The sequence below is a fragment of the Pseudonocardia abyssalis genome, from assembly GCF_019263705.2.
GTDB classification, from domain to species: domain Bacteria; phylum Actinomycetota; class Actinomycetes; order Mycobacteriales; family Pseudonocardiaceae; genus Pseudonocardia; species Pseudonocardia abyssalis.
The window spans coordinates 4,668,350-4,694,161 of the sequence record NZ_JADQDK010000001.1 but is presented as its reverse complement, the minus strand read 5'-3'; the positions used below and the strand labels follow the sequence as shown (position 1 = coordinate 4,694,161).

Annotated in this window: 26 protein-coding genes and 2 pseudogenes; 13 read left to right on the top strand and 15 right to left on the bottom strand. The window is 74.8% G+C overall.

Annotation, left to right across the window (positions count from 1 at the left end):
- Positions 1-66 precede the first annotated feature (66 nt).
- On the bottom strand, positions 67-1,101 hold the full coding sequence (locus I4I81_RS22880) for a 5'-3' exonuclease (protein ID WP_218601827.1): 1,035 nt from the start codon (positions 1,099-1,101) through the stop codon (positions 67-69).
- Positions 1,102-1,257: 156 nt separating this feature from the next.
- Between I4I81_RS22880 and I4I81_RS22875 the strand changes: the two genes are divergently transcribed.
- On the top strand, positions 1,258-2,031 hold the full coding sequence (locus tag I4I81_RS22875) for a sugar phosphate nucleotidyltransferase (RefSeq protein ID WP_218601826.1): 774 nt from the start codon (positions 1,258-1,260) through the stop codon (positions 2,029-2,031).
- A 3-nt stretch (positions 2,032-2,034) separates the two neighbouring features.
- Here the strand turns inward: I4I81_RS22875 and I4I81_RS22870 are convergent, their stop codons facing one another.
- The 3 genes from I4I81_RS22870 to I4I81_RS22860 are packed head-to-tail and all read right to left on the bottom strand — an operon-like array spanning position 2,035 to position 5,082.
- Positions 2,035-3,060, bottom strand: a complete 1,026-nt coding sequence (locus tag I4I81_RS22870) for a sigma-70 family RNA polymerase sigma factor (RefSeq protein ID WP_218601825.1) — start codon at positions 3,058-3,060, stop codon at positions 2,035-2,037.
- A 36-nt stretch (positions 3,061-3,096) separates the two neighbouring features.
- On the bottom strand, positions 3,097-3,459 hold the full coding sequence (locus I4I81_RS22865; protein ID WP_218601824.1) for a DsrE family protein: 363 nt from the start codon (positions 3,457-3,459) through the stop codon (positions 3,097-3,099).
- A 48-nt stretch (positions 3,460-3,507) separates the two neighbouring features.
- Entirely contained in the window at positions 3,508-5,082 is a 1,575-nt protein-coding gene (locus tag I4I81_RS22860) for an HD domain-containing phosphohydrolase (protein WP_218601823.1), read from the bottom strand.
- 34 nt (positions 5,083-5,116) lie between these two features.
- On the opposite strand from I4I81_RS22860, the gene I4I81_RS22855 reads away from it, so the two are divergent.
- Together I4I81_RS22855 and I4I81_RS22850 are read left to right on the top strand one after the other, a co-directional pair.
- Complete coding sequence (locus I4I81_RS22855) at positions 5,117-5,956, top strand: CBS domain-containing protein (protein WP_218601822.1); 840 nt, start codon at positions 5,117-5,119, stop codon at positions 5,954-5,956.
- 9 nt (positions 5,957-5,965) lie between these two features.
- Positions 5,966-6,436 carry a cupin domain-containing protein gene (locus tag I4I81_RS22850; protein ID WP_218601821.1) on the top strand — a complete coding sequence of 157 codons (471 nt, stop codon included), beginning with the start codon at positions 5,966-5,968 and terminating at the stop codon, positions 6,434-6,436.
- Here I4I81_RS22850 and I4I81_RS22845 read toward each other — a convergent pair.
- The 4 genes and pseudogenes from I4I81_RS22845 to I4I81_RS31655 all read right to left on the bottom strand — a co-directional run.
- Positions 6,433-7,716, bottom strand: coding sequence for a serine/threonine-protein kinase (locus I4I81_RS22845; protein WP_218601820.1), 1,284 nt, complete (start codon positions 7,714-7,716; stop codon positions 6,433-6,435). The two genes, I4I81_RS22850 and I4I81_RS22845, sit on opposite strands and share 4 nt — an antisense overlap.
- Positions 7,717-7,901: 185 nt before the next feature.
- Positions 7,902-8,162, bottom strand: a pseudogene (locus I4I81_RS22840) (RNA polymerase sigma factor); the annotation flags it as partial.
- Entirely contained in the window at positions 8,159-8,344 is a 186-nt protein-coding gene (locus I4I81_RS22835) for a hypothetical protein (RefSeq protein WP_218601836.1), read from the bottom strand. The pseudogene I4I81_RS22840 and the gene I4I81_RS22835, both read right to left, overlap by 4 nt.
- 146 nt (positions 8,345-8,490) lie before the next feature.
- Positions 8,491-8,856 (bottom strand): annotated as a pseudogene (locus I4I81_RS31655) (bacterial transcriptional activator domain-containing protein); the annotation flags it as partial.
- A 2,348-nt stretch (positions 8,857-11,204) separates the two neighbouring features.
- Here I4I81_RS31655 and I4I81_RS22820 point away from each other — a divergent pair.
- The 3 genes from I4I81_RS22820 to I4I81_RS22810 all read left to right on the top strand — a co-directional run bounded on the left by I4I81_RS22820 (position 11,205) and on the right by I4I81_RS22810 (position 12,282).
- Positions 11,205-11,663 (top strand): hypothetical protein, encoded by a 459-nt coding sequence (locus tag I4I81_RS22820; protein WP_218601818.1) that lies wholly within the window; start codon positions 11,205-11,207, stop codon positions 11,661-11,663.
- Between the two features lie 170 nt (positions 11,664-11,833).
- A complete protein-coding gene (locus I4I81_RS22815) occupies positions 11,834-12,145 on the top strand; it encodes a hypothetical protein (protein WP_218601817.1) in 312 nt (103 codons plus the stop codon).
- Positions 12,142-12,282, top strand: a complete 141-nt coding sequence (locus tag I4I81_RS22810) for a hypothetical protein (protein ID WP_218601816.1) — start codon at positions 12,142-12,144, stop codon at positions 12,280-12,282. The genes I4I81_RS22815 and I4I81_RS22810 overlap by 4 nt, the downstream gene beginning before the upstream one ends.
- A gap of 136 nt (positions 12,283-12,418) precedes the next feature.
- On the opposite strand, the gene I4I81_RS22805 is transcribed toward I4I81_RS22810, so the two are convergent.
- Positions 12,419-13,726, bottom strand: a complete 1,308-nt coding sequence (locus I4I81_RS22805) for an MFS transporter (RefSeq protein ID WP_218601815.1) — start codon at positions 13,724-13,726, stop codon at positions 12,419-12,421.
- 52 nt (positions 13,727-13,778) lie between these two features.
- Positions 13,779-14,939 carry a cytochrome P450 gene (locus I4I81_RS22800; protein WP_218601814.1) on the bottom strand — a complete coding sequence of 387 codons (1,161 nt, stop codon included), beginning with the start codon at positions 14,937-14,939 and terminating at the stop codon, positions 13,779-13,781.
- Positions 14,940-15,040: 101 nt separating this feature from the next.
- Here I4I81_RS22800 and I4I81_RS22795 point away from each other — a divergent pair, with 101 nt between their 5' ends.
- Entirely contained in the window at positions 15,041-15,634 is a 594-nt protein-coding gene (locus I4I81_RS22795) for a TetR/AcrR family transcriptional regulator (protein ID WP_218601813.1), read from the top strand.
- Here I4I81_RS22795 and I4I81_RS22790 read toward each other — a convergent pair.
- On the bottom strand, positions 15,624-16,343 hold the full coding sequence (locus I4I81_RS22790; RefSeq protein WP_218601812.1) for an alpha/beta fold hydrolase: 720 nt from the start codon (positions 16,341-16,343) through the stop codon (positions 15,624-15,626). The genes I4I81_RS22795 and I4I81_RS22790 overlap by 11 nt on opposite strands.
- 94 nt (positions 16,344-16,437) lie before the next feature.
- Between I4I81_RS22790 and I4I81_RS22785 the strand changes: the two genes are divergently transcribed.
- On the top strand, positions 16,438-17,250 hold the full coding sequence (locus tag I4I81_RS22785) for a PaaX family transcriptional regulator (protein ID WP_218601811.1): 813 nt from the start codon (positions 16,438-16,440) through the stop codon (positions 17,248-17,250).
- A 197-nt stretch (positions 17,251-17,447) separates the two neighbouring features.
- Entirely contained in the window at positions 17,448-18,164 is a 717-nt protein-coding gene (locus I4I81_RS22780) for a maleylpyruvate isomerase family mycothiol-dependent enzyme (RefSeq protein ID WP_226363519.1), read from the top strand.
- On the opposite strand, the gene I4I81_RS22775 is transcribed toward I4I81_RS22780, so the two are convergent.
- Positions 18,118-18,750, bottom strand: a complete 633-nt coding sequence (locus I4I81_RS22775) for a hypothetical protein (RefSeq protein ID WP_218601809.1) — start codon at positions 18,748-18,750, stop codon at positions 18,118-18,120. The genes I4I81_RS22780 and I4I81_RS22775 overlap by 47 nt on opposite strands.
- An 82-nt stretch (positions 18,751-18,832) precedes the next feature.
- Between I4I81_RS22775 and I4I81_RS22770 the strand changes: the two genes are divergently transcribed.
- Together I4I81_RS22770 and I4I81_RS22765 are read left to right on the top strand one after the other, a co-directional pair.
- Positions 18,833-19,354: a VOC family protein gene (locus tag I4I81_RS22770; protein ID WP_218601808.1), complete on the top strand. Its 522-nt coding sequence runs from the start codon at positions 18,833-18,835 to the stop codon at positions 19,352-19,354.
- An 84-nt stretch (positions 19,355-19,438) separates the two neighbouring features.
- Positions 19,439-20,806, top strand: coding sequence for an LCP family protein (locus I4I81_RS22765; RefSeq protein ID WP_218616313.1), 1,368 nt, complete (start codon positions 19,439-19,441; stop codon positions 20,804-20,806).
- 14 nt (positions 20,807-20,820) lie between these two features.
- On the opposite strand, the gene ku is transcribed toward I4I81_RS22765, so the two are convergent.
- Positions 20,821-21,744 carry a non-homologous end joining protein Ku gene (gene ku, locus I4I81_RS22760; protein WP_218605996.1) on the bottom strand — a complete coding sequence of 308 codons (924 nt, stop codon included), beginning with the start codon at positions 21,742-21,744 and terminating at the stop codon, positions 20,821-20,823.
- Positions 21,745-21,771: 27 nt separating this feature from the next.
- On the opposite strand from ku, the gene I4I81_RS22755 reads away from it, so the two are divergent.
- The gene (locus tag I4I81_RS22755; RefSeq protein WP_218605998.1) at positions 21,772-22,671 is read left to right on the top strand and encodes an ATP-dependent DNA ligase; all 900 of its coding nucleotides are present in this window, start codon (positions 21,772-21,774) and stop codon (positions 22,669-22,671) included.
- A 159-nt stretch (positions 22,672-22,830) separates the two neighbouring features.
- Positions 22,831-23,418, top strand: coding sequence for a putative glycolipid-binding domain-containing protein (locus I4I81_RS22750; RefSeq protein WP_225926041.1), 588 nt, complete (start codon positions 22,831-22,833; stop codon positions 23,416-23,418).
- Positions 23,419-23,551: 133 nt separating this feature from the next.
- Here I4I81_RS22750 and I4I81_RS22745 read toward each other — a convergent pair whose 3' ends face one another.
- Complete coding sequence (locus I4I81_RS22745; RefSeq protein ID WP_218600907.1) at positions 23,552-24,499, bottom strand: prephenate dehydrogenase; 948 nt, start codon at positions 24,497-24,499, stop codon at positions 23,552-23,554.
- Between the two features lie 33 nt (positions 24,500-24,532).
- Entirely contained in the window at positions 24,533-25,810 is a 1,278-nt protein-coding gene (locus tag I4I81_RS22740) for an amidase (protein WP_218600908.1), read from the bottom strand.
- Positions 25,811-25,812 lie beyond the last annotated feature (2 nt).

Below are 25,812 nucleotides of genomic sequence, written 5' to 3'. Positions count from 1 at the left end.
GGGTGTACTCGGTAGTAGGGTGCCCACTCCGTCCGATTCCTCACGCGTTCGAGACGGGGCTCACCTTCAGAACAGGGACAGCTGGTCGACGACGGGTGTCCGCGGCAGCGCCGGGCGGCGCTGCCGGCGGGACGCACCGGGTGACCAGCCGGTCTCCAGGTCGGTCCGCGCGGGCGGCGGGGGAGCGGAGTCGTCGTGGGCCAGGGCCCGCAGGGCGGTGGCGGCGGTCCACGGCAGGTCCTGCTCGGCGAACGCGGCGCGCACGGCGTCGCCGGGGAGCGGGAGGCGACCGGCGTCGAGGTCGACGGCGACGTCGTCGCGCATCATCATGACCTGCCGGTTCAGGGCCCACGCCGCCCGCGCCTGCGGCGTGGCCAGGCGCGCGGCCACCGCGGGCCCGACGGTGTCGGCGACACGGGTGCCACCCGCGTCGAGGTCGTCGAACGCCGCCTCCGCGCACCCGAGCGCCGTGAGCAGCTTGGCGGCGGTGCGCGGGCCGACCCCGCGCACGCCGGGCAGGTTGTCCGACGGGTCCCCGCGCAGTGCGGCGAAGTCGGGGTACTGCTCGGGCCGCACGCCGAGCAGGGTCACCAGCCGCTCGGGGGTGAGCACCGGGGACGCGTCGACGCCGCCGTTGATGATCCGCAACACGCGCGTGTGGGCGTCGATGAGACCGAAGGCGTCGCGGTCCGAGGTCATGACGACGGTCGTCGCGCCCGCCGCGGGGGCCTGGCGGGCGACGGAGGCGAGAACGTCGTCGGCCTCCCACCCGGTCGGGACGACGACGGAGATCCCCAGCGTGCGCAGGACCTCGCCCGCGGCGTCGAGCTGCTCGACGAGCGTGGCCAGCTTCTCCGTGCGGTGCGCCTTGTACTGCGGCCAGCGTTCCCGCCGCACGCTCGCGGCGGGGTCGTCGAAGCCGACGACGACGTGGTCGGGCCCGATCCGGTCGACGGCCGCGACGAGCTGGGAGAGCAACCCGCGCACCGCCCACCGCGGACGCCCGTCGGCCGAGCGGAACCCGGTGCGCGCCTGGGAGTGGAAGCAGCGGTGCACGAGCGAGTTGCCGTCGACGGCGAGGACGACGCGGGCACCGGACACCCCACGACTGTGCCCCATCGCCCGACCGGTGGCGAACAGCGGAGTTCGGCCTCCCGGCCCGGTCGGTTCGGACGGATGGATCACCAGACGAAGGGGGGGTGCGCAACTCTCACGCACACGTAGAGTACGTGGTATGTCCGTTATCGAGGTGTTCTGATGAAGGTCGTGCTCTTCTGCGGTGGTTACGGCACCCGTATGCGTGATGGCGTGTCCGACGTCCCGAAGCCGATGTATCCGGTCGGACCTCGACCGCTGATCTGGCACGTCATGCGCTACTACGCGCACTTCGGCCACACCGACTTCGTGCTGTGCCTCGGCTACGGCGCCCAGTACATCAAGGACTTCTTCCTCGGCTACTCCGAGACGGCGTCCAACGACTTCGTCATGCGCGGCGGCCAGGTGGAGCTGCTGGGCTCCGACATCCAGGACTGGACGATCACGTTCGTGCAGACCGGGGAGGGCTCGCCGATCGGCGAGCGGCTGCGCCGCGTGCGCGGGCACGTCGAGGGGGAGGAGATGTTCCTGGCCAACTACGCCGACGTCCTCACCGACCTCGACCTCGACGCGATGGTCGACGAGTTCGCGGCCACCGACGCCGTCGCCACGCTGCTCGCCGTCACGCCGCAGGCCTCGTTCCACTGCGTCGACCTCGGGGCGGACGACCGGGTCTCCGGCGTCACCCCGCTGCACCGGATGCCGCTGTGGGAGAACGGCGGGTTCTTCGTGCTCCGCCCGGAGATCTTCGACTACCTGCCCGAGGGCGGCGACCTCATGGACGACGCCTGCGCCGCGCTCGCCAAGGAGGGCAGGCTGCTCGCCCACCGCCACCGCGGGTTCTGGGCGCCGGCCGACACGAACAAGGAGCGCTCCGCCCTGGAGCGCGCCTACCTCGCGGGCGACCGGCCGTGGGCGCTGTGGGAGAAGGACTGACGCTCAGCGCCCGAGCGTGGGCGGCAGCCCGAACACCGTGAAGTGCTCCGGGCCGATGAACGTGGTGATCTCCACGATCTGCTCGCCGCGCAGCGTCAGCACGTCGATCGCGAACGCCTGGAACCTCCCCGCGGCGTCGTCCCAGAGGTAGGAACCGGTGGCCGGCTGGCCGTTGGCCCCGGTGGGGATCCGTCGCCACGCCCCGCAGGCGCCCAGCGGCACGGCCACCGCGAAATCGGTGACGGCCTCGATGCCGCGGTACCAGTGCGGCAGCGGCGGCATCGACCACGTGACGTCCTCGGTCAGCAGCGCGACCAGCGCGTCGGTGTCGCCGCGTTCGAGCGCGGCGGAGTAGTCGGCGACGATGCGGTGCATGCGCCCGTCGTCGAGGTCGCGCAGGGTCTTCTGCTGGCTGCGGTCCGGCACCTTCTCGGCGACGATCTTCCGGGCCCGCTGCAGCGCGCTGTTGACCGACGCCGTGGAGGTGTCCATGACGGCGGCGATCTCGGCCGCGGAGAACCCGAGCACCTCGAAGAGCAGCAGCGCCGCCCGCTGGTTGCCCGGCAGGTGCTGCAGGGCGGCGACGAACGCCAGCTCCACGGCCTCTCGCTGCTCGTAGCGCGCGTGCGGCCCGGCGGGACCGCCGGTCAGGTCGCCGTCGGGGTAGGGGCCGAGCCAGGCCACCTCGTGCAGCGGCGCGTCACCGCGCACGGCGCGGTCGCTGGACGAGCCGAGGTCGACGGGCAGCGCCCGCCTTCCCCGCCGCTCCGCCGCGGTGAGGCAGGTGCGGGTGGCGACGGTGTAGAGCCAGGACCGCAACGACGCCCGGCCCTCGAACCGGGCGAGCCCCCGCCAGGCGCGCACGAGCGCGTCCTGCAGGGCGTCGTCGGCGTCGTGGGTGGAGCCGAGCATCCGGTAGCAGTGCGCGTGCAGCTCCCGGCGCAGCGGCGCGACGAGCCGGGTGAACGCGGCGTCGTCGCCCTCGCGGGCGCGGGCCAGGTCGAGGTCCTGCGCCGTGGTGTCGCTCACCCGCTCGATTCTGCCCGAGAGGTCCGACAGAGTTCCTCAGAAGCTGAACGTGGTGGCGGCCTCCTCGCCGATCCACTCCCACAGCGGCACCGTGCCGCCCATCTCCGCGCCCGCGATGAACGCGGTGTCCAGCTTCTTGGCGTGCACGCAGATCGGGCAGACGAGGTAGCGGCCGCCCGCCCGCTCGTAGCGGTCGATCAACTCGGTCAGCGGCGGGCAGCCCTCGCACGCGGTCGCGACGGCGACGCCGGGCACGGCGAGGCGGGCGGCCTCCTTCGTCAGGAACATCATCGTGGGGCGGCCGGACTCGGCGGCGGCCACAGCGGTCAGGAAGGCCACGGTCACCCGCTCGGCGTCCTCCAGCCCGGTGGTCAGGTTGATGACGGCTCGGTTGCTCATGACGGCGACGCTAGGGACGTGCCGTCCCGCCGTCATGAGGAGTTGTCCCTACCCGTCCAGGGGCTCCAGGGTCGCGAGCAGGCCGTGCTGCATCGCGAACAGCGCGGCACCGGCGCGGGTGCTCGTGCCGATCTTGGAGTAGATGCGCTCGATGTGGTTGCCCGCGGTCTTCGGTGAGATCCCCAGCTCCTCGCCGATCCGACGGGTGGTGGCCGCTCTGGCGAGAAGCTCCAGCACCTGCATCTCGCGGGCGGTGAGCCCGCGGGGTCCGGCCGAGGGGCGACGCGTGTGGTGGCCCGCGCTGCCCAGTACGGCCTCGACCGCGGCGGGGTCGAGCCGCCCGGCCGCGGCCTCCCCGCGCAGCGCGGCGGCCGCGGCCGGTGGGGTCAGCGCGGCGCGGTGGGGGCGGACCTCGATCATCGCGTGGTAGCTGCCCGCGGCGCCGAGCAGGCGCGCGGTCGACGGGATCGAGGTGGCGGTGAGCCCGCGGTGGTAGCCGGAGCCGTCGAGCCGCTCGTGCGCCATCGCCGCGACGGCCGCGGCGTGGCCGAGTGCGGGGACGCGCCGCAGCATCCGGTCGGTGTAGTACGAGTGCAGCTCCACGCGCTCGCGCTCGACGTCGGTGAGCGGCCCGGGCTTGTCCCAGATCGTGTTGGGCACCCCGGATCGGCCCAGCCCGTGCAGCAGGCCCGCGCGACGCACGACGACCACCTCGCCGGGGGGCATCCCGGTGCGGCGCGCGGCCGCGGCGGCCAGGTCGGCGACGCCGCGGGAGCGGCCGGCGAAGTACGGCGACTTGAGGTCGACGAAGTCGGCGACGGCCTCCAGGCCGGCATCGAGGGACGTGCCGCTCAGTGGCCGCGGGGCCGGGTCGGCGGCGAGCAGCTCCGACCAGCTCGACTCCGCCGGCAGGCCGTCGAGCAGGTCGCGGCCGTGCCGGACGAACGCGTCGACGATGTCGGGGTCGAGCGTGGAACCCCGGCGGCGACGCGTGACGTCGAGCGCGGCGTCGACCCCGCCGGTGCGGTGGTGGACCTCGACGACGTCGGCCAGCCGCACGATCCGGGTCGCCACGTCGATCTCCGTACCCCGGACGCCCGTGGGGGACCCGCGCCCGTCCCAGCGCGTGAACGTCTGACCGATGCAGCGGCACAGCCGCTCGGACATCCCGAGCCGGGTCGCGAGCTGCCCGGTGACCTGGCAGTGGGCCACCAGCGAATCCTGCACGACCCGGCCCATCGTGGCGATCAGCCCGCCAGCCACGCGCGCGCGGTGCAGCACCGACCCGTGCGACCCCGCCCGCCGCACGAGGTAGCCGAGCATCGGGGGGCTGCCGATCTCGACGTCGTAGACGCCTGCGCGCAGCGCGATGTCGTCGCCGAAGCGGGCCGAGGTCTCGTGCGAGTCGGCGGTGCAGCCGACCCACGCGAGCAGCGCGAGGGAGTAGGTCGTCGCGATGTCGTCGTCGCTCAGGCCGATCCGCCCGGCGAACCGGGTGGCGATCAGGCAGGACCGGGCGAGGTGCTCCATCGGCTGGCCCAGGCCGAGGTCGGCCGCGAGCGAGAGCATCCCGACCAGCTCGGCGACCGATATCGTCACCGGCTCACCCACGGTGCCAGGCATGGCCGGAGTCTAGTGACGCACCTACGGTGGGGTGATGGCGCGACGGGTCCAGGACGTCATGAGCAAGCGGGTGGTCACGGTCCGGTCGGACGCGGCCGTCTCGGCGGCGGTGGAGCGGATGCAGCGCTTCGGGTTCAGCGCGCTGCCGGTGGTGAATGCGCGGCACCGGCTCGTCGGCGTCGTCAGCCTGCTCGACGTGCTGCGCCACCGCGAGACCGGTGGCACCGACGCCGACCCCGTCGACGACGTCATGAACCCCGACGTGCTCGCCATGCCGCCGACCGCGAGCCCGTCGGTCGTGGCGCAGCGGATGCGGTCGCACGGCGAGCTGCGGGTCATGCCGATCGTGGAGCGCGGCACGCTCGTCGGGGTCGTCACCCGCAGCGACCTGCTGCGGCAGTGGAAGCCGGAGGGCCGGTTCGGGGCACTGGTGCGCCGGGTCACCGGGCGTGACGACGCCGCCGACGAGGTGCTGGTCGGGCTCGCCCGCCCCGGCCGGGAGCGGCCGGCCGCCGTCGCCACGACGGCGGTGCGGGAGGTCATGACGCGCGACCCGGTGACGGTGCTCCCCACCGAGCCCGTCGAGGTGGCCGTCGAGCTGCTGCTGGCCCGGCGGTTCACCGCGCTCCCGGTGGTCGACGCGGACGCGCGGCTGATGGGGGTCGTCAGCGAGGCCGACCTGCTCGGCGACCGGCTCGCCGGTCGCGCCGGGCGCACGGTCAGCGCCGTGATGACCCGGACGCCCGTCACGCTGCCGGTCGACGCCACCGTCGGCGAGGCCGTCGCGCTGGTGGCCGAACGCGGGCTGCGGATGGTGCCCGTCGTCGACGGCGGGGTGCTGGTGGGTGTACTGAGCCGGGGCGATCTGGTCTGATCCGACCCCATGACCGCTGACGAGATCGTGCTCGGACCGCTGCCCGCCGGAATCACCCTCGCGGGCCAGGGCAACCGGGTGTGGAACGTGCTGGGCCACACCTACTCGCTCAAGGCCGCGAGCGAGACGAGCTTCGCGTTCGAGACGCTCGACCCGCCCGGCACCGGTGTGCCGCCGCACGTCCACACCACCCAGGACGAGCACATCTACGTGCTGGAGGGCGTGTTCACGCTCTACCTCGACGGGCAGTGGGAGAAGGCGGGGCCGGGCGACACCGTCCGCATGCCCAAGGGGCTGCCGCACGCCTACTACAACCGCAGCGACGCGAACTCCCGCGCGTTGTTCTGGGTCAGCCCCGCCGGGCGGCTCGCGCAGCTGTTCGACCGGCTGCACGACCTGACCGACCCGGAGGAGGTCGTCCGCCTCTCCGCGCTGCACGACGTGGACTTCCTGGCCCCCGGCACCGTCGAAGGGGCCTAGAAGAACTGCCCCAGCCAGTCGGTGAACTGCTCCCACGCGTTGCGGGCGTCGTCGACGGCGCCCTCGGGGACCTCCGGGAGGTCCGGGATGTCCGGGATGTCGGTGGGGATGTCGATGTCGGGCAGGTCGGGGATCGCGGTCGGGATGTCGGGGATCGAGACGCCGCTGCCCTCTCCCGCGTCCGTCGTCGGTTCCGCGGCGTCCTCGGTCGGCGCCGCCTCCGTCGTCTCGACCGTCGACGTCGCGGGCTGGGCCGACACGTCGGTCTGATCGTCGCCGCCGCGGGTGAGCGCGAAGACGACCACCGCGAGCACCGCCAGCAGGCCGAGCCCGATCAGCAGCCCGCGCGAGCTCCGGCGCTCCGGTTCCGGCTCGACGGCGGGTGCGCTGAGGCGGGCCGCCACCTGCCGGGCGTCGGGACGGCGACGGGGGTCGGGATCGGTCATCGCGCGCAGGGTGCCGCGCAGGGGTTCGGGCAGGTCGTTCGGGATCGGGGGCCTGCGGTCGAGGCGCTGCTCGGCCGCGGCCCAGTCGTCGCCGTCGTAGACGCGGCGCCCGCGGATCGCCTCCAGCAGCAGGAGGCCGAGTGCGTAGACGTCGGCGGGCGGGCCGACCGGCTCGCCGCGGACCTGCTCGGGGGCGAGGTAGGCGACGGTGCCGACGTCGAGGTCGGCCGAGGTCATCCCGGAGCTCCCGACGAGCCGGGCGATGCCGAAGTCGGCCAGCCGCATCCGGCCGTCGTGGTCGACGAGGACGTTGGACGGCTTGATGTCGCGGTGCACCACGCCCTCTCCGTGGACGTAGGCGAGCACCTGCGCGAGCTCCAGCCCGACGCGGGCGGCCGACTCGGCGTCGTAGGGCTCGCGGGTGAGCTCCTGGGCCAGCGTCGGACCGTCGACCAGCTCCATGACGAGGTACGCCCGGCCCCGCTCGACGGCGTAGTCGTGCACGGCGACGAGTCCGGGATGGCGCAGCCCGGCCAGCGTCCGTGCCTCCTCGGCGAAGCGGCGCTCGCCGTCGGGGTCGGTGCCCGGCCGGAAGATCTTGACCGCGACCGGGCGGTGCAGGCGCAGGTCCTCGGCTCGGTGGACGTCGGCCATGCCGCCCGCGCCGAGCAGGCCCTCGAGGCGGTAGCGCCCGCCGAGCACCGCGCCCGGGCCGCCGGCCGGGGCGATCCGCTCGGTCGCCGCCCCGTCGGAGGCCGCCCCTTCGGAGGCCGCCCCGTCGAACCGGCGCGTCGGGTCCGGGATGCGCCGGGTGGGGTCCGATCCTGGCTGCACGAGTCCTCCCGCCGTGCCGCGACCGGATGCGCGGCGGGCACCGACGGTACCGGCGACCGCCGTCGCGGTCCGGTCGGGCGGGGTCGCCCGATCGGGTCAGGTCCCGGCGGCCACCGACGACGAGCGGCCTCCCACTCCGGGGCCGGGAGCGTCGGGGTGTCGGCGACGACCACCCGGGTGCGCTCCCGGGCCACCCGCTGGCACTCGTGGGCGGCGACGGCGGCGAGCCAGCCGGCCAGGTGCTCGGGGGTGCGGATCCGGTCGAGGTTCTCGGCCAGGCGCAGCCAGGTGGTCTGGGCGACGTCGTGGGCGTCGGCCTCCTGCAGCCGGTACGCCGTGGTGCGGGCCCTGACCAGCGACGCGTAGCGCCGGATCAGGTCGTCCCAGGCTCCTGGGCAGCCCCCGGAGATGCGGCGGAGCAGGTCGGCGGGCTCCTCCGCGGTCATCGCTCGGCCGGTCCGGGAGCCGGGCCCGCGCGTAGGGCCGCGGTGAGCAGGGCGACGAGCTCGGCGGCGCAGGCGAACGTGCTCGATGCACCGGTCGCGACCTCGTCGACGACGCCGCGCAGCGGGACGGACGCCGCGCGCGGGGGCTCGGGGGTCTGCAGGCGCAGGACGAACGTGGGCATGCGCGCGAGGCTCCGCCCCCGGCCCTTCCGACGGTCTGAAGGTGACCTGTGAACGAGGTCAGTCGCCTGTTCCGGGCGTCGGCGAGAGGCAGCGGTGCGACACCCAGCTCGCCCATCCTCCGCACGTACCCGGCGTAGAGCCGGCGGGCCCGCCCGAGCCGGCCCAACCGCAGCTCCGTGCCCAGTGCGGCCTGCCAGGCGTCCTCGTCGTAGGGGTCGCGCTCGAGCAGCCGCCACAGGCGGTGCCCGGCCGTCTCCTCGTCACCGCGGTCCGCGGCGAGGCGGGCGAGCAGCCACGACACGGTCTGCGCGGTCGCGCGCGCCACCTCGCGCCGGTCGACGGCCCAGTCCTCGAAGCGGTCCTCCTCCAGGAAGTCGCCCGCGTAGAGCCGGTCGGCGCGACGCAGCGACTCCTCCGCCGCGACCGGGTCCCCGTCGGCGACGAGCGCGATCCCGTCGCGCGCGAGCGCGTCGAACGCGACGACGTCGACCTCGACGCGGTCGGTGCGCACCGCGAGCGAGCGGTGGTCGGTGTCCAGGTAGTGGTCCCCCGGCAGGACCCGCCCCCGGGTCGAGGACGCGGCGCAGCACGCTCAGCGCCACCGACAACCGGTTGGCCACGCCGGCCCCCGGCTCGCCCGGCCACAGCGCGTCCGCGGCCGCGTCGCGGGTGACGGGGTGGCCGTGGTGGGCGATGAGGATCTTCAGCAGGTCCCGGGCCTTGCGCGACCGCCAGTCCGACACCGCGACGGGTCGGCCCGCGCGCACCACCTGGAACCGCCCCAGCGTGGTGATCCGGACCGCGGCCGGGCGCCCGGCGGACGGGAGCCGGGCGGCGATCAGCGCCGGGACGCCGACGTCCGGGCTCGCGCCGATCGCGGACAGGTCCCGGCGCAGGTCGTCCACCTGCTCCTCGTCGCCGCGCAGCAGCGCGAGCACGAGCCGGGTGCGGCACTGCGCGATCGGGTTGCCGACGACCTCCCACACCGCCCCGGCGTCCCGCAGCAGTCGCAGGTCCGGCGGGTCCGCGGCGGCCCCCGGGAGCTCCAGGGCCTCGGCGATCGCGGCGCGGTCGTGGGTGCGCCGCGCCTCGGCCTCGGCCCGGCGGGCCAGCGCGACGGCCGCGGGCCCGTCGCCACCGAGCAGTTCGACGTGCGCCCCGGCGCACAGCGCACGCGGCAGCTCCAGGCTGCTTGCCCCCTCCACCGCGTCGACGACGAGCGCGCGCGCTGCCGCCACGTCGTCGAGGGCGAGGATCGGCGCGAGCGCGGTGAGCGCACCGACCCGGGCGTGGACGTCGTGGGCGCGCTCGGCGAGCCGGAGGGCCTGGTCCAGGCAGACCCGCGCACGGACGAGGTCGCCGCGCTCCACGTACAGCGCCCCGAGCAGCGCCCGGGGCACGCACTCCCGCAGCGACCCGAGCCACGCGTAGGTCCCGACGGCCTCGTCGAGGGCGGCGCCGGCCTCGACGAGGCGGCCCGTCCGGAGCAGGGCCTCGGCCTTGTTGCTCAGCGCGAGCGCGGCGAAGAAGCGGTGCCCGGCCCCGGCGCGCAGGGCCTGGTCGGCGTGCTCGACCGCCCCGCCGTAGTCGCCCTCCTCGACCGCACGCGAGCTGAGGTTGGCGTGGATGCGGGCGAGCTGCGCCGAGTCGCCCGCCACCGCGCCCGCGGCGAGCGCGAGTCGGTACTCCGCGGCGTTGCGCTCCCGGTCGCCCCGACCTGCGGCCACCAGTGCGGCGGCGACGTGCGCGGCGGTGCGGGCCAGCGGGTCGTCACCGGCTCCGGCGACGGCCCGCTCGGCGGCGACCGCCGCCCCGTCGAGGTCACCGCTGCTCCACAGGGTCGCGCTCAGCCACGCCGAGACCAGCGGGTCCGGGTCGTCGGCGGCGAGCACCCCGAGAGCTGCCGTGGCCCCGCCGCGCAGGTAGAGCAGCGCGCCGAAGCGCCACGCGACCTGCGGCGGCAGGCGGGCGTCGCCCGTCGCACGGTACAGTCGCGCGTAGACCTCCAGCGCGCCGTCCCAGTCGCCCGCGGCCTGCAGCGCCGCACCGAGCGTGCCCTCCAGCCCGGGGTCACCGCCGGTGCCGACGGTTCCCAGCACCTCGGCCAGTCGCCCGCCGTACCCGCGCCCGACCAGCGCGTACCCGCAGCGCGCGAGCAGGGCCCGCGTCGAGTCCGGCGGGGCGCCCGCGCTGCACTCCAGCGCCTCCTCCAGTCGGTCGTGGGCCTCCAACCAGGCCGCCGCGTCGCGGCGGACGGCGGCCGAGGAGCCCGGGTCGAGCTGCGCGCGGGCCGCCGACGCGAGCACGGGGGAGACGACGCGACCCTCGCGCGCCGATCCCGCGGCCCCGCCGACCGGCACCAGCAGGCCGCGGTCCTGCATCTCCTCCACGTCGTCCTCGGTGACTTGCACGCCGAGCCCGCGGGCCAGCCCGGCGTCGACGGTGCCGGTCGTGGCGGCCACCGCGAGGAGCCGTCGTGTGGTCGGGGGCTCGGCGGCCACCAGGTCGGCCGCGAAGGCGCGCCAGCTCGCCCCGCGGTACCGCTCCCACCGCTCCAGCGCGGCCGGGCGGCTCCCGGGGTCGAGCCGTTCCAGTCGCTCGACCGCGAGCGCGAGGGCCGCGGCCCACCCCGCCGTCAGCGAGCGGAGCGGCCCGGCCAGGTCGGCGGCGCCCGGGCCGAAGCGGGCGACGAGCAGCGCGGCCGTCTCGTCCGGGGTGAAGGCGAGATCGGCCGCCGTCACCTCGGTCACCTCGCCGCGCCCGCGCAGCCGCCCCAGCCTCAGCCGCGGCAACCGCCGCCCGCACAGCACGACGTGCAGCTCCGGCGGGGCCTGCAGGCACAGCGCGTGCAGCAGCGCGGTGCCCGAGCGTGCGACCCGCCGTCGCCTCGACGGCCTCGCACAGCAGCCCGGCCTGGCTCTCGGCGAGTGCGCGGCGGTCCTCCGCCCCCATCGCGCCACCGCGCACCGACAGCCCGGGCGGGGCGGGGACGCCGAGCGCCGCGGCCAGCCGCGGGGCCAGCACCTCGACGGAGCGGTCGGCCTGGCGCAGGGCCAGCCGGCCGTCCGCCGGGGCGTCACGCAGGGCGGTGGCGTCGCGCAGGGCCGTGGTCTTGCCGAACCCCCCGCCAGCGACGACGAGGGTCACCCGCCGCCGCGCCGCGACCCGCAGCAGCTCGACCACCCGCGGGCGGTCGAGCACTCCGGGATCGTGCTCGTCACGCGCCATGCGGGCGCCTCCGCGTCGGGGGCAGGGACGGGCCGGATCCCCCGATCCCGGTGCCGCGGCCGATCCCCCCAGCCCCGACGGGTCCGGTGAAGGACCTCGTGAGAGTTACGTCCGGGCGACGCTGCACGAACTTTCGTCTCTACCGGCCCCGGTCGCGCGTTGAACGGGTCACGCCGTCGTCGGGGCCGGTGCGGACCGGGGGTGTCGGGGAATGAGAAGGCGGATCGGATCCGGGGTCGCGGTGCTGGCCACGGGGTGTGGTGCTGACGGCGACGGTGGCGGCGATCCCCGGGCTGGCCCAGCCCGCGGCGAACGAGGACCCGGCGACGCCCGGCCCGGCGCTGCTGTACGCGGAGCCCCCGCGGGCGCCGCGGCTGGAGGACACGGGAATCTGGGCGGCCGACCCGATCGGGATCTGCCACACCAGCGCCTACCGCGACGGCGAGTACGTCCACCAGGGCTGCGTCTACGACGACCAGGGCGGCGGCAACCAGTACCGCTGGCCCCACGACACCCTGCTCCGCAACGACACCTGGGCGGCACCGCGTTCCGCGTCACGCTCAACACGATGACCCTGGGCAACCCCGTCCAGGGCGCTCCGATCCCCGCGGAGGTCGGCAACCAGCCCCAGGCGCCGCTGACCGGTCTCCCGCCGCTGCGGTTCCCGCCGAACGTCGGTGGTGACCTCCGCTCGTCCGACGGCGGCTGATCCCACCGGATCGAGCAGGGGCCTGCCCCGGCGGGCCCCGCCCGGCGCCCTGCCGACCGGGGTCCCCGGCGCCGGGACGACGAAGGGCCCTCCCGTCCACTCCGTGCGGACGAGGGGGCCCTTCGCGGTGCGGGGGTCAGGCCGGGAGGGCCTCGCGGGCGGTCTCGCGCAGGCGGAGCGCCGCCGCCGCGCTCACCGCCGCCGTCACGAGCAGGAACCAGGCCGGAGCCAGAGTGCTGCCGGTGGCCCCGACCAGCCAGGTCGAGACCAGCGGGGTGGTGCCGCCGAACAGGGCGAGCGCGAACGAGTAGGAGACGCCGACGGCGGTGGTGCGCAGCCGCGTCGGGAACAGCTCGGAGAACGCCGCGGGGCAGGCGCCGCAGAGCATGGCCATGAACACCCAGATCAGGAGCTGACCGCCGACGGCCGCGACGATCCCCCCGAGCCCCATCAGGGCGTACGCCGGGAACGCGGCGGCAGCCAGACCGACGCACCCGGCGACCAGCACCGGACGGCGGCCGATCCGGTCGGACAGGTGCCCGAACAGCGGGATGGTGAGCGAGCCGATCAGCGTGCTGATGAGCACGGCTGCCGCGGCGTCGGCGGGCGGGTACCCCAGCACGGTCGTCAGGTAGCCGAGCACGAACGCGAGCACCGTGTACGAGCCGACGGCGAACCCGATGGTGATGCCGAACAGGACCGCCATCCCGCGCTTCTGGGAGCGGACCGACTCGGTGACCGGGGAGACGTCCGGTCCCGCCGCCGTCCGCGCGAACGCGGGGGACTCCTCGACCTTCAGGCGGATGTAGAGGCCGATCGCGAGCAGCGGGAAGCTCAGCAGGAACGGGATGCGCCAGCCCCACGTCACCAGGAAGTCCGGGCTCGACAGCGACCGGACCACGGTGACGACGCCTAGCCCGAGGAAGGAGCCGAGGCATGCCGTGAGGTAGGCGAGCGACCCGTAGAACCCGCGTCGGTCGGCCGGCGCGAACTCGACGAGGAACGCGGTGGACGCGCTGAACTCGCCGCCGACCGAGAGCCCCTGCGCGGATCGGGCGAGGACGAGCAGGACCGCTCCCCAGACCCCGGCGGTCGCGTAGGTCGGCATCACGCCGATGAGCACGGTGGCGACGCCCATCAGCGTGATCACGACGAGCAGGGTCGGTCGCCGCCCGTGCCGATCGGCCATGCGCCCGAACACGATCGCGCCGACCGGCCGCAGCGCGAAGCCCACCGCGAACACGGAGAACGAGGCCAGCAGCGACGCGATCGGGTCGTCCGAGGGGAAGAACAGCGTGGCCAGCAACGCGGCCATTCCCGCATAGACCGCGAAGTCGTACCACTCCAGCAGGTTGCCGACCGCGACCGCGACGACGGCCCGGGTGCGGGCCCGGCCGGACGGCGCGGTCACGTCCGGTGCGGAGTGGAGGACGGATTCGGACATGGCTGTGCCTCTCGTCGTCGAGTTCGGGACGTACGGGTGCGGTACGGGGAGGTCAGCGCAGCGCGCAGGGGATCCGGCGGGGTTCGGTGGAGGAGGTCCACGTGATGTCGTCGTGCGGCGAGACCCAGTCGGAGACCGCGAACAGCTCCTCGACGGCCACGCGCACCTCGAGCTGGGCCAGCGGCATCCCGACGCAGCGGTGGATCCCCCAGCCGAAGGCGAGGTGGCTGTTGGGCTGGGACTGACCGAGCACGAACTCGTCGGGCTCCGCGAACCGGCGCGGGTCGCGGTTGGCGCCCGCGTAGAGCAGCAGCACCCGTTCGCCGGCCCGGACCGTCACCTCGTCGAGTGCGACGTCCTCGGCCGCGGTGCGCGCGAACCAGCGCAGCGGCGTCCACATCCGCACGGCCTCCTCCACGGCCTCGGGGATCCGTTCGGGCGACGCGCGCAGCTTCTCCTGCAGATCGGGGTGCGTGACGATGTGCGCGAGCAGACAGGCCGTGGCCCGGGCCGTGGAGTGGTGGCCGCCGACGAGGAGGGCGACGATCGCGCCGTGCACCTCCTGCTCGCTCAGCGGGTGCTCGGTGTCGCGGCCGCGCGCGACCACGGCGCTGAGCCAGTCGTCGCGCGGCTCCGCGGTCCGGCTCGCGACCATCTCCTGCAGGATCTCCCGCAGCCGGGCGGCGGCGTCGCGGCCGTCGGGTAGCGGGGTCCGGTAGAGGAACAGGGCCTCGGCCAGCAGTTCGACCTCGTCCTTGAGGTGCTCGGGTGCGCCGATGAGCTCGAACATCACGTCGAGCGACAGGCGGAACGCGTAGTCCGTGCCGAGGTCGACCCGCCCGTCACGATCCGCCGCGAGCAGGGTGCGGGCGTGGCCGCGGACCATCGCGTCCAGGCCGGGGGCCACGCGCGGGCCGACCGCCGCGGTGAGGATCTTCCGGTGCCCGTTGTGCTCGGGACGGTCGTACTCCAGCGCGAAGGTGGGCGGTGTGCCGTTCGGCGGGATCCGGACGCCCGCCGCCGAGCCGAACCGGCCGTGGTCGGAGGCGATCTGCCTGGCCAGCGCATGGTCGACGACCGCCCAGAAGCCGCCCCGCTCGGGTGACCAGGCGACGCCGCCGACGGCCCGGATCTCGTCGTAGACCCCGAAGTCGTGGAACCGCATGTCCTGGTCGAGCGGGTCGAACCGCACCGTTGGCGGGCTGGTCGGCATCGCGCTCCCTTTCAACTGAACTGAACTGTACAGTTCAGAAATTAAGCCGAGGGGCACCGAGGTGTCAAGGGTCACGTCCGGGTGCGGCCTACGCTCGTGGGGTGGCAGGGGTGGGGCGTCGCGGGCGCACGAAGGATCCGGCGATCGACATCGCCGTGCTCGAGGCGACGATCAAGGTCCTGGCGCTCGAGGGCGTCGCGGGCACGTCGATGGACCGGGTGGCGGCCGAGGCCGGCGTCTCCAAGGTCACGGTCTACTCGCGCTGGCCGGGCAAGTCGGCGCTGATCGGGGCTGCGCTCACGCACCTGCAGGTCGACCACGTCCCGGAGCTCACCGGTGACACGACGACCGACCTCGTCGCGCTGCTGCACGAGATGCGCAGGCAGTACGACGAGGTCGGCGGGATGAGCATCGTGGGAACCTGCCTCGCGGCCGAGCCGCGATCGGGGGAGTTGCTCGCGCTGGTCCGCGAGAGCACGCTCCTGCCCCGGCGGGCCTTCTTCGTACGGGTGCTCCGCGACGGCGTCGAGAGAGGGGACCTCCGCGCGGACCTCGACGTCGAGCGGGCCACGAGCCTGATCATCGGAGTGCTCTACGCCGATCATCTGGCCGGGATCCCCGGCGGGCCGGACTGGGCCGCGTCGGTCGTCGACGACGCCCTCCGCGGCCTGGCCGGCGGCGGGGTCAGGCCTTGAGCAGGGCCTCCGCCAGGCCCGCGGGCTGGGTGAACAGGGCCTCGTGGCTGCCGGGGGCCTCGGTCGCCGTCACGCCCAGGCGCTCGGGGAAGCGCGGTACCCAGCCGTACTCGCCGGGCGGCAGGGCCACGTCGTCGACGCTGACCACGTAGGCGACGGGCACCCCGAGGGTCGCCGGGTCGATGGGCTCGACGGTCTCGGTGAAGTACTGCATCGGATGCGGCACCAGCAGGTCGTACACGAGCTTCTGGACGGGCTCCGGGGCGTCGCCGATGAACCCGCCGGCGAACACCTCGAACGGCAGGACGACGGTGTTGTTCCCCGACGCACCGGCGACCCCGGCGAACAGCTCCTGGTAGGGCGGGGGCACCTCGTCGTAGAGGCTCCTGCCGGCCGCGGGCACGAACGCGCTCCAGTAGACGACCTTCTTGAGGCGGTCGGTCAGGCGCGGCGCGGCCCCGGTGATCGGGTAGCCGCCCCAGCTGTGGCCGACGAGGGTGACGTCGGTGAGGTCGTTGCGCTCGACGTAGTCCACGACGAAGTCGACGACATCGGACAGGTGCAGCGCGGTGGGGTCGTCGCCGTCGGCGAGACCCGGCAGGGTGGGGGTGTGGACGGAGTGCCCTGCGGCGCGGAGGTGCTCGGCGACGGGGCGCCACGCCCATCCGCCGTGCCAGGCGCCGGTGATCAGGACGAACGTCTCGGCCATCATGTTCTCCCAGGGACCGGCGGAAGGGGGCGGGCGCCATCATGGGGCGCCCCGACAACGGTCGTCAACGAAACGGCGCGGGAGGCGGCAACCGGTGAAGGCGCGATCGCTGGTGTTCGACCTGTTCGGCGACTATCTCCGCTACCGCGGCGGCGCAGTCCGGCTGCGCACGCTCACGGCGCTGATGGCGTGCTTCGACGTCCCGGAGGCCACGGTGCGGGTGGTCGTCACGCGGCTGCGCAAGGAGGGCTGGCTGGAGAGCCGTCGCGACGGCCGGGAGACCACCTACCTGCTCACCGACGCGGCGTGGGCGCTGCTCGACGAGGGCCGGGCGCGGATCTTCGATCGGGCGGCCGGGCCGTGGGACGGGCAGTGGCACATGGTCATCTACTCGGTCCCGGAGACCGAGCGGGCGCTGCGCGAGCAGCTGCGCAAGAAGCTGGCGTGGCTCGGGTTCGGACCGCTCTCGGCGTCGGTCTGGCTCAGTCCCCATGATCGCATCGCACAGGTCAAGGCCGGTTTCGCCGAGCACTCGGCGGTGCGCCTCGACGCATTCCACGCCCGATCGGAGGGCGCGGGCGCCGATCGGGGCATGGCCGACCGGTCGTGGGACCTCGCCGCGCTCGACCGCGACTACGCCGCCCTGCTCGCGGAGTACCGGCCGCGGCTGACCCGCTACCGGGCGGGGGAGCTGCTCGGTCGGGACGCGCTCGTCGAGCGGATGCGGCTGATGCACGACTACCGGCGGTTCCCCTTCCGCGATCCGGACCTCCCGCCCGAGCTGCTGCCGGCCGGCTGGTCGGGCCGGGCCGCGCACGAGGTGTTCCTCGAGGCGCACGGGCTGCTGCGCTCCGAGGCCGAGGGGTTCGTCGACGAGGTGGCGGACGGGCTGCGCCGGGCGTCCTGAGAGTGTGGGCGGCAGTGGACGGCCGTCGACGGATCGTCGTGGGGCTGCTCTCCCGTCGCGCCGGGTGAGATCCACGACGTCCTGTCGGATGTGGCACGGTTGACCCGGCCGGGACGGCCGGAACCGGTGGACAGGCTGTCCGTCACGACGGTCGGCGAGATCGACGAGAAGGCCCTGCGGGGGCGGCTGGGAGAATCGTGAGACGCGAGGTGACGGCGACGCTGCCGTGGATGGGTGCCGGCACCGAGTTCCTGGTGCAGCTCGTCGACGCCCTGCCCGACGACGCCCTGCGCGCCCCCAGCGGGCTGCCGGGCTGGACCCGTGCGCACGTCGTCGCGCACGTCGCCCGCAACGCGGAGGCGCTGACCCGCCTCGCCGACTGGGCGCGCACCGGCGTCGAGACCCCGATGTACGCCGACGCGGAGCAGCGCGCCGCGGAGATCGAGTCGTCGTCGCGGTTCCCTGCCGACCGGCTGCGCCGCGAGCTGTCCGGCACCGCCGACGCACTCGACGTCGCCCTCTCCGCGCTCGACGACACGACCTGGCAGTCGCAGGTGCGCAGCGCGCTCGGCCGTGCGATCCCGGCCGCGGAGGTGCCGTGGATGCGGGTGCGCGAGGTGTGGCTGCACGCGGTCGACCTGGCGTCCGGGGCCACCGTGTCCGACCTGCCGCCCGAGGTCGTCGACACCCTGATCGTCGACGTCACCGGCGTCCTGTCCGGCAAGGACGGCTGCCCGCAGGCGACGCTGACGGCCACCGACCGCGACCGCGCCTGGCCGCTGGGCCCCGAGGGCGCGACGCTCCAGGTCCACGGCCCCGCCGCGTCGCTGCTGGCCTGGCTCACGGGCCGGGGCGACGGCAGCCCCCTCACGACCCTCGACGGTGACCTCCCGACCCCGCCCCGCTGGATCTGACGATCGTCGTCACCCGCGTCAGGGCGGGGGAGCGGGGTGTCGAGCCGAAGCCGAACCGCACCGGCGGGTCGACCGGGGCGAGCGCGCCCTGGTCCGCGCCCTCCCACCGCACGACGGCATCGGTGACGAGGTGCAGGTCGAGCGCCGCGTAGAACTCCTCCCGGCCCCCGCCCGCCGAACCCCGCGTGCGGACGCCGGGCAGCAGGCGCCGCGCCACGACGTCGGTCACCGCGATCCACGCCGGCGCCACGGCGAGACGGCGGGGCACCGCGCGCAGCAACAGCCCGAGCAGCGGCCGGGTGCCGGTCGTGAACTCCAGCGCCAGCGGGGCGGCGTCGACGGTCCACCGCACGCCGTCGGTCCGGGCGGTCACCGGGCCCACGCGCACCTCGTCGAAGGTGTACGTGGCCGAGACGAACTCCGCGACGGCGTCGGACGGGGCCAGCAGCACGCGGTGGCCGTCGGGCCGCTCGACCATCACGTCGGTGAACGCCCCGAGCGGCGAGCGCGGCCAGTGCCCGACGACCGCCCGCAGCCCGGAGGCGGTGCCGAGTCCGGCGATGAACCCGTCGAAGCGATCGTCCATGCTCCCGGTGTACCCCCTCGCGGAATGTTGCAGACACAACTACCGTTGTGCGGGGCACGTTCCGACCGACCAGGGAGATCTCATGCCGCAGCCCGAAGGTGCCGAGCTCGAAGCCGTCCGCGCCCGCCGCGCCGAGCTCAAGGACAAGTACCTGCGACCGCTCGCCGAGCGGCCCGCGTCGACGGTGAAGGGCGTCCACCACGCCGCGCTGATCTGCAAGGACGTCGAGGCGACGATCCGCTTCTACCAGGACCTGCTGGGGTTCCCGCTGGTGGAGCTGGTGGAGAATCGCGACTACAGCGGATCGAGCCACTTCTTCTTCGACATCGGCAACCGCAACCTGCTCGGCTTCTTCGACTTCCCCGGCCACGACCACCCCGACTTCTCCGAGACGATCGGCGCCGTGCAGCACATCGCGCTGTCGACCTCGGCCGAGGAGTTCGCGGCCGTGCGCACCCGGCTGGACGAGGCGGGCGTCGAGTACATCGGGCCGGACCGGGGCATCGACAACAGCCTCTACATCCGCGACCCCAACGGTGTCGGCATCGAGTTCTACCGCGAGGACCTCGGCGTCTTCGAGGGTGAGCCGCTGCTCAACGACTGACCGGGAACCGCGCGGGGGTCTCGTTCGTCCGAGCGGATGAGGCCGCGCGCGTACCCTGACCGCCCGGTGAGGAAGGGTGGACGGATGAACGACGGACGACCGCCGAAGCGCGGCACGCCCGGCTGGGGGCAGCAGTCCCGGCGGCCGTCCGCGTCCTCGGGCGGGCCGAACCCGGGGGAGCCGCGCAGGCCGGGTGGGTGGGGGTCGGGCGGGCAGTCGCCGCCCGGCGGACGCCCGCTGCCGCCGTCGTGGCCGCCGCCCCCGCCGGAGCCCGGCGTCGCCCGGCCCCCGTCGCCTTCCCCTCCGCTGCCGCCCCCGTCGCTGCCGCGCTACGCCCAGCCGACCGCCCCGCAGCAGGGTCACCGGCCGACGGTGGCGGGTGGCGGCCGTCCGCCCGACCCCACCTCGGTGCTGCCGCCCGGACGGGACGCGCCGCGCCGCCCGGCCCGGCCGTCGGACCGGCGTCCGTCCGGCCCGCCGCCGCGGCGCCCGTCGGGTCCGCGGCCGGGCGGTCGGCGCCCGGACTGGGGCCGTCGGATCAAGACCGGCCTGATCGTCGCGCTGGTGCTGATCGTCGGCTTCGCCGTGTACATCGACGTGTCGCTCGACCGCGTCTCCGCCCTGCCCGCCGACAGCGCCAACTCCTCGCAGGGCACCAACTACCTGATCGTCGGCTCCGACAGCCGCGCCGACCTCACCCCGGAGCAGCGCGCCGAACTCGCCACCGGTGACCCGGAGTCCGAGCTCACCGACACGATCATGTTGCTGCACACCGGCGGCGGGCCGTCCACGCTGGTCAGCATCCCGCGAGACTCGATGGTCGACATCCCCGGCCACGGCCGCCACAAGATCAACTCAGCGTACGGCCGCGGCGAGCGCGACGCGGCGGGTACCGGTCCCGAGCTGCTCACGCGCACGATCGAGGGCGCCACCGGCCTGCACATCGACCACTACGTGCAGATCGGCTTCACCGGCTTCGTCAACGTCGTCGACGCGGTCGGCGGCGTCGACCTCTGCGTCCCCGAGGCCATCACCGACCCCAAGGCGGCCCTCGACATCGAGGCCGGCTGCCAGACCCTGGACCAGGCCACCGCGCTGGGCTACGTCCGCACCCGCGCCACGGCGTCGTCCGACTTCGGCCGCGTGGAGCGCCAGCGCGCGTTCATCTCGGCGCTGCTGCAGAAGGTCACCAGCCCGGCCACGCTGCTCAACCCGTTCCGGATCGTCCCGCTCGCCACCGGCCTGTCCAGCGCCATCACCGTCGACGACGGGGCGCACGTCTGGAACCTGGCGTTCTTCGGCCTGGCCATGCGCGGGGTGTCCGACGGCGGCGTCACGACGACGGTCCCGGTGCGCGACGGTGCCGTGAACTGGGACCGTGACCGCGCGTCGGCGCTGTTCGAGACCCTGGCGAACGACGAGGTGCCCTCGGGCAACCAGCTCGGCCCCTGACCCCGTGCGCGGCGTCAGGCCGGCTTGCGGGTCCGCTTGGGCGCGGCGTCCTCGTCGTCGTCCTTCTTCTTGGCCGCCGACTTGCGCGCGGGTGCCTTGCGCGCGGGCTTCGGCTTCTCCGCGGGCTCGTCCTGCTCCGCCTTCTCCTCGGCCGGCTTCCCGGCCCGGGCGGCCTCGACGCTGCGCTGCAGCGCGGTGAGCAGGTCGGTCATCGAGTCACCGTCGTCGGCCTTCTCCACGACCGGAGCCGGGCGGGTCTCCCCGGTGGAGCGCTTCTGCTCGATCATCGCCACCACGGCGTCGCGGTACTCGTCGTGGAAGTCCGACGGGTCGAAGTCGGCACCCAGGCTCTCCACCAGCGACGCCGCCATCTGCAGCTCCTGCGGGCGCAGCTCCACCTCGTTGTCGAGGATGTCGAACTCGGGCTCGCGCACCTCGTCGGGCCACAGCATCGTCTGCAGCACGATCGCCTTGCCGCGCACCCGCAGCAGCGCGATGCTCTCCCGCTGCCGCAGCGCGACCTTCACGACGGCCATCCGGTCGGTGTCGATCAGCGCCTCGCGCAGCAGCGCGTAGGGCTTGGCCGCCTTCGCGTCGGGTTCGAGGTAGTAGGACTTCTCGAACAGCAGGGGGTCGATCTGGTCGGCCGGGACGAACTCGATGACGTCGATCTCGTGGCCGGTGGCCGTCGGCAGCGAGTCGATGTCCTCCTCGGTGAGCGTGATCAGCTCGCCGTCCTCGGTCTCGTAGCCCTTGACGATGTCGGCGTACTCGACCTCCTCGCCGTCGAGGGAGCAGGTGCGCTTGTACTTGATCCGGCCCCCGTCGGCGCCGTGCACCTGGTGGAACCGGATGTCGTGGTTGGTGGTGGCCGCGTACGCCTTCACGGGCACGCTCACCAGCCCGAAGGACACGGCACCGCTCCACATCGCCCGCATGGATGTCAGCATGGCCGGGTGCAGCCCATGCTCGCCACCCCTGGAGCCCTTCCGACCGGCCCGGGGTGGGTCTACGAGGTGAAGTGGGACGGCATGCGCCTGCTCGCCGACGTCGTCGACGGGGTGCTGACGCTGCACGACCGGGGTGGCCGCGACGTCACCGGCCACTTCCCCGAGCTCGCCGACCTCCTCGCGCTGGCCCCCGACGTCCTGCTCGACGGGGAGGTCGTGCTGCTGGAGGACGGAGTGCCCAGCCCCGACCGGCTCGCCGACCGCATGGGGCACCCGATCGAGGAGCGCGCCGCCCGCGCGCGGCCCGTCACGTTCATGGCGTTCGACGTCCTGCGCCTCTACGGCGTGCCCCTGCTCGACCGCCCCTTCGACGAGCGGCGCGCCACCCTGGAGCGCCTCGACGCCGACGCGGCGGCCACCCTCTCCCTGTCTCCGACCTACGCAGACGGCCCCGCCCTGCTCGCGGCCACCGAGCAGCGCGGGATGGAGGGCGTCGTCGCGAAGCGGGGCGACGCGCCGTACCGGCCGGGGGAGCGCAGCCCGGGCTGGGTGACGGTGACGCACCGGCGCACGCAGGCGTGCCTGGTCGGGGGCTGGCACCTCGACGGATCCGACATCGGGTCGCTGCTGCTCGGGGTGCTCAACCGTGACGGGCTGGCCTACGCCGGGCGGGTCGGCGCTGATCCGGCACTGCGGCGGGTGCTCGCGGAGCGGCTGACCCCCGTCGCGGCGCCGTCGCCGCCGTTCGCCGAGCGGCCCGAACCCGTCGACGCGACCGGTGCCCGCTGGTGCGAGCCGGCGGTCGTCGTCGACGTCGACCACGTCGGTTGGACGGACGCGGGCCGGCTGCGGCGTCCGGTCCTGCGGGGGATCCGCGACGACCTGGCCCCCGCCGACGCCGTGCGGGGCACCTGATCAGCGGTGCGGCTGGTGTGATCACCGGCCCCGGGGCAGGATGACGCCGGACGCTCGAGAAGGGGGCACCCCGCCAGTGCAACGCAGATGTGACCCGCCCCCTCACCCGGAGGGGGCACGGTCGTGCCCCCGGCAACTACGGTGGTCCGGGTGACGACCATGCTGACCTGGCAGGCCGAGGACGGCCAAGGGCTCGAAGGCACCCGGCTACTGCTCGGGGCGGGCGGCGGTTTCCGTGCACTGGGCCGATTGGTCCGGACGGGCCCCGACGGGGACTTCACCGCCTCCTACCGCCTCGTGGTGACCGACGGGGGCACCGTCGAACGGGTGTCGCTGACGACCGCCACGGCTCAGCGCGAGCGGCACCTCACGATGAACCGCACCGAGGACGGGTTCTGGCTCCTCGACACGGGTTCGGGCGGCACGCGCGCGGAGTTCGGCGGGGCCGTCGACGTCGACCTGGCGCACAGCCCGATGTTCAACACGGTGCCGATCCGGCGACTGGGCCTGCACACCGAGGCCGCCGAGCACACGCTGCCGATGGTGTTCGTGACGCTGCCCGAGCTGGAGGTGCAGGAGGTGGAGCAGGTCTACAGCACCGGCTCCGTCCTCGACGACTCCGGCGCGGCCTGCATCGGCTTCCGGTGGGACGACTTCAGCGCCGAGCTGACGGTCGACGCCGACGGGGTCGTGCAGCACTACCCCGGCGTCGCCACCCGCCTGTCCCCGCCACCCGCCACCGCCTGACCGCGAGTTTTCGGCAGGCGCCCGGGTTCTTTGCCGATCACGCACGCGCCGCCGGCGAACTCGCCGGGCCGGAACGGCAGACTCGCCGGGTGGGATCGGCAAACTCGCCGGGAGGGAACGGCAAACTCGCCGGTCAGGCCTTCCAGCCCGTGACGACCGAGCCGCGGCGGCCGATCGTGCGCAGCGCGGCGAGCGGGGCGCGGGTGGTCAGGCTCGCCTTGACGCCCTTCGGGGTGCGCGCGGCCGCCCAGCGCTCGCGGGCGGCGTGCCCGGCGAACACCGTGGCCGTGAGCCCGCCGGTGGACGCCAGCGCGCCGCGCATCGCCCCGAGCCGGCCCAGCGCGTCGTCGACGGCGCCGAGCAGGGCGTCGCGGTTGCCCTCGCACATCGCCAGCACGAGCTCCGGACGCGTGCCCGCGACGCGGGTGCCGTCGGCGAACGACCCGGCCGCCAGGGCCAGGGGCAGGGCGTCCTCGCCCCCGGCGCCGACGGCGGCGAGCACCGCGGCGAGCAGGTGCGGCAGGTGCGAGACGCGGGCGACGGCGAGGTCGTGCTCGTCGGCCGCGGCCGGCACCACGCGGGCGCCGCAGGCCCAGGCGAGCTCGGCGACGTCGCGCCACACGTCGAGGTCGAGGCCGTCGTCGGCGGCGACCACCCACGCCGCGTCGACGAACAGCTCCGCCGTGCCCGCCGACCACCCCGACTCGCTGGTGCCCGCCATCGGATGCCCGCCGACGAACCGCGCGCGCGGCGCGTGCCGGGCCACGGCGTCGGCCACGGCGACCTTCACGCTGACGGCGTCGGTCAGCCGCACCGTCGGCGCGACGGCGTCGACCCGCGCGAGCACCGACGGCAGCACCGGCAGCGGCACGGCCAGCACGACCAGCGCGTCGGCCTCGGCGGCGCGGCGCAGCGCCTCGTCGGTGTCGGTGGTGACGTCGAAGCCGTCGGCCCGGGCCTCCGCCGCCGTCGCGTCCGACGCGCTCGTGCCCCACACCGCCCGGCCGGCCTTCTCCGCGGCCCGCATCAGCGATCCGCCGATCAACCCGGTACCGATCACGCAGACCGCTCGCTCCGTCACGCGCAGAGGGTAGCGACGGATCCCCCGGACGAGTCAGGCGAGCCGGGCCGCCAGCGCCAGCACCCCCCGCTCGTCCAGCGTCACCCCGACGACCTGCACCCCGGCCGGCAGCCCGTCGGTCGTGCCGGGCACCGACACCGCGGGCCAGCCGGTGAGGTTGAACGGCAGGGTCAGGGCCAGCAGCGCCGGTCGCACCGCCGTCCCGTCGACGGACTCCTGCCCGATCGGCGTGGCGCGCAGGCGGGTGGTCGGCAGCACGAGCGCGTCGACACCGTCGACGGCCGCCCGGAACCCGGCCGCCAACCGCTTCCGGGTCCGCAGCGCCTCGACGTAGACGTGGGCCCGAAGGTCGCGGTTGGGCTCCAGGCGCACGCGGGTGGCGGGCTGGTATGCCTCGGGCCGGTCGGTGAACCACCGCGCGTGCGTCGCGTAGGCCTCCGCGCCGACGATGACGGGGTAGGCCGCCGCCAGCTCGTCGATCATCGGGGTGCGGATCTCCACGACCGCGACGCCGTCGGCCCGCAACCGTGCCACAGCGGCCTCGACGGCGGTGGTGATGCCCGGGTCCACCGCCTGCCAGTAGTCGTCGACCAGCACCCCGACCTTCTTCGCGACGGCGGGCGTCCCGGTCCCGGTGAGCGCGTCCCACGCCAGTGCGGCGCCGTCGACGTCGGCGGTCAGGAGCCCCACGTGGTCGCACGTCTCCGACAGCGGGAACGCCCCCTCGACGGGCAGCCGCCCGTACGCCGGCTTGAGCCCGACCACCCCGCACAGCGCCGCGGGCGTGCGCACGCTCGCCCCGGTGTCGGTGCCCAGGGTCAGGGCGAGGTGCCCCGCCGCGATCGTCGCCGCCGAGCCGGACGACGAGCCACCGGTGATCCGGGTGGGGTCGTGCGGGTTGCGCGCGGGACCGGACGCTGAGACGTCACCCGTCGGGCCGTAGGCGAACTCGTGGGTGTGCAGCTTCGCGACGATCACCGCCCCCGCCGCCCGCAGCCGCGTGACGGCCGCGGCGTCGACGGTGGCCGCCGGGGCGTCGGCGAGGACGTCGGAGCCTGCCCGGGTGGGCAGCCCGGCGACGTCGAACAGGTCCTTCACCCCGACCGCGACGCCGTGCAGCGGCCCCCGCCACTCCCCGCGGGCGAGCTCGTCGGCCCGGGCGGCGGCATCGGCGAGCGCGCGGTCGGCGTCGAGCAGGACGACCGCGTTGTGGGTGTCGGCGGCGAGGCGCTCGCACGCGTCGCGGACGTGCTCGACCGGCGACAGCGCACCGGAGCGCAGGGCGGCGGACAGCTCGGGCAGGGAGATCACCC